This window comes from Pseudomonadota bacterium (assembly GCA_030859565.1).
Classification (GTDB): Bacteria; Pseudomonadota; Gammaproteobacteria; order JACCXJ01; family JACCXJ01; genus USCg-Taylor.
On sequence record JALZJW010000245.1, the window covers coordinates 1 to 3,362 of the forward strand.

At 58.6% G+C, this 3,362-nt stretch carries 2 protein-coding genes; one reads left to right on the top strand and one right to left on the bottom strand.

Annotated elements, in window-relative coordinates; all coding sequences use genetic code 11:
• The first annotated feature begins 2,052 nt into the window (after positions 1 to 2,052).
• Positions 2,053 to 2,982, top strand: a complete 930-nt coding sequence (locus M3436_20185) for a hypothetical protein (protein MDQ3566292.1) — start codon at positions 2,053 to 2,055, stop codon at positions 2,980 to 2,982.
• A gap of 184 nt (positions 2,983 to 3,166) precedes the next feature.
• Here the strand turns inward: M3436_20185 and M3436_20190 are convergent.
• The coding region (locus M3436_20190; GenBank protein ID MDQ3566293.1) for an IS1380 family transposase at positions 3,167 to 3,362 on the bottom strand (196 nt) is incomplete at its 5' end.

Sequence of the window (3,362 nt, forward strand, 5' to 3'; positions counted from 1 at the left end):
CCCGAGAAGATCAGGATAGATCTGAAAAGCGTCCGGTCGGGAAAGAATTCAGACATTCTGTTGCGGGACGGTGACGCGATCACGGTGCCGAGCCATTGCATGTTCTCCTTTTAGCGCGAAAAGCTTCGCTGGGGTAAGCTCAACCTACGCAGAGCGTGGATTGACAAGATCAACGTGGGGGAGTGCTTCGATGAGCCGCAAGCCACATCCACAAATGTTGCCGCAGAACGCGATGTCACGGCGCCGGAGCAGGGCGTTGAGGATCGCGACGCTTCGCGGCCCGAGTAGGCGTGGACGCGCCTGGTCTCTCGCTTGGATCCGCGGGCTCCTAGCGAAAAGCTCGGCAGTTTCGCGTGGGAGGGTACTCTGGAGAGGAACCGAACGGCGTTCGCTGCGATAGTCCACCGCGCAGGATCGGCCCTAAACGCCGGACGAAAGTTAGACTCTGCTAACAGCGCAGCAGTCCCGTCCATCGCGTGTCACATTCCTGACCCGCGTAGTTTTTAATGGGCGTCATTAGCGTATTATCCGGGCGTAAACACAAGCCAAAGCACGACGAATGGAGGGCTCAGGATCAGTATCAGCAAACCGATCCGTGTCACAGTGTTTACATGAAACCGAGAAGATAGAGCACTCTCTATACAGATGTAAGTAGCACCAGAAAGCAACAGCATTGCTACAAGCTCCCAAATAGACGTCGCTAACAATCGAGGATCGACGTCCGTCCGATGACGGAGTGCGACATAGAGAAGCACCGGTTTGCGGGCCACAAAGGTGAGATAACTGGGGATGAGTAGAACACCCGCAGTGACAATCCGCCGCAAGAGTATCTTGGCAGCGAGTTGCGGTGATGTCGATTCGCTGTTCCTAATCTCTGGCATAACCACGATAGCGCTTAATCTGGTCCCGCAGCACCTCAATTCCGCTTCCGGTTGTCCGACGTCCACATCTCCAGAGTTGCCCAAAGATGAATTCGATGCTCGTGGCGCTTCCGGTTGATCCGGAAGCACCGGACTCGGCTAATTGCAATTCTCTGAGCTGCGCTTCCGGCGATCCTCTCCCGAGATACTTTCGCAAAAGGCAGCTCTCCTTGGTTGCCGTCTGCCGAAGCGGGCGCTGGCTTCAGCGACCGCTTCCTCCCACGTAAGACCGTCCTGTTTTTCGACAGCAAACTCAGGAGCGATGTCCTTGAGCGCCGTGGTTCGCAGAGGGATCGCTTCAGACATACTCCGACGAAGCCGCAGGGCTTCGCTATCATGTTTTCCCGGCAGATACTCGTTTGCTCTTGCTATCACCGCACATGCAAGGAGTGTGCTGGCGGCAATCGTTGCTGTGGTGTATTTCACGGGAGACGCGCGGAGTCGCGTAAAGCAAAACAGTGTATCAGCCGTGCCGGGCGGGGCAAGCGGCGATCGGGGTGGGAGAAAGCCGCCCCCCATGCCGAAGACACTGATCTTTCAACTGAGCCGGTTTGCGGCATGCGGGTGGCACTAGACCTAAAATAAGCGAGGTACCACGCTTGTTTAGGGACTAGAGGGCGGCACAATCGTGGCGTCCTCGACGGCAGCTACGAATGCACTGCACTGGCGACTCTGATTCGAGACCACTTCGTGAGTTCCCCTTTCGCGCCTTTCGTGCGCTTCCAGCTCACGCTCGCACCGCCGCGCACCGGACGCCAATATCCGCATCAGGCGCCCGCGATTCCAGCATCCGCAGCAACTCGGCCGACGAGGGGCGCTGTCGCGATGAGCCCGTCCTTTATGCGCGTGGCGCGCGGTTTCATCAGTAATGATGGGCAGCGGGCGCAGCCGCGGACCTTTGAACGTGGCCAAGCAGGCGACCTGGTGCCGGTCGCGCGCTGGACTCCACCAACGTCTGAGCCGCACCAGGGGGGGCAATCGGAAATGCCGAGTCAGCGAACTCTGTGGTATTCGCAGTCAAAACCTCCATGCAAACGGACGCCCAAGGATCGAGAGTCAGTGTTCGCGAGCGTTCTAGGAAGCTTGCGCACGACCCCAAACTCGAACGACTGGTTATCCGGTGAAGGTTGATGTGCTTTTACGTCCTTGGCTCCTGATCGCCGGCACGGCACTTGGTGCCTCGGAAATCGGCTTTTTCCTTGGACAAGGGACGAGCGAGCGTTCGGCAGTAAATGGCACATTTGACCGATACACGCTCGCAGCTCCCGCCGTTGGTGGATCGCTGCCAAATGCCGCTGGCGTAACACCTGAAGCCGCCGTGCAGGAATCCACACCGACTGAGGTCCGCGGGGGCGAGGTTGAAGCGAGGCTCGCCGCAGCAATGGATGCGCCGAGTGAGAAGCGCCGTTACCGCGACTCAATGAACGTGATCGCTGATCTCAGCCTTGCGGAGATCCCTGCAGCGCTGGAGTACGCGAACACCAGGGGGCGTCAATTGCGAAAGGACTTGGTAATGGCAATCATCACCCGGTGGGTGGAGATCGAACCGCAAGCGGCCATGGAATACAGCCTTGGTATACGCGAACGGGAATTCGGTAGCTCTCCCGTGATAACTGCGGCGGCTGAATGGGCCGCTGCACAGCCGGAGGCAGCGGCCGCATGGGCGCTCGCGCATCCAAAGGGACCGCAGCGGCGGTACGTCATCGACGGGATTGTAACAGGTCTCGCCCAGAAAGATCCCGAGGCCGCGCTGCGGTTTCTCGAAAGCAATGCGCGCGAAGCGGAGGGCAGCAATGCTTACGGCCCCATTTTTGTGAAGTGGGCGGAGCGCGACGGTGCGGGTGCGGCGCAGCGAGCCCTCGCACTTCCCCCCTACGCCCGCAATGCCGCTTTAACCGCAGCGGTGGGAGGATGGGCCGAACGCGAGCCGGAATCGGCAATGGCCTTTGTACGCAAGCTTCCGGACTCCGCAAACAAGGCGACTGCGATCCTCGCCACTAGTCCCAAAATAAGCGAGGTTGGATGTTTGTTGTGCGTGAATGAAGCAAATGTTGATCTATGAGCGTTTTCACCACGCCAACGCCGCTGATGCAGCCAGGCTGGTGGCTCGTTAGCTTCCAAAATCGTTCTCCAGAGCTCTTGCTCCCGGCTGATCCGGGCTGTTTATCGCGGTTGCCGCAAGCCGTAGACATAGTTCACCCCTTTTTCCTCTGGACTACGACCTTGGTAAACCGGAATTCCCGCTTTTAGCTCACTGCCAGCCGCCGGATCCGCTCGAAGGTGGCAAAAAAGTCTTGCAGATGTTCGTTATAGCCAAGGATCCGATAGATAATTCGCCGACCGGTCCGCACGATCTGCGCGGGGATGAGTATAAAGCTCTGCAGAAATCGCCGGAACTCCATCCGCAACACTTCCAAGCCGCGCTGCTTGCGCGGCATGAGC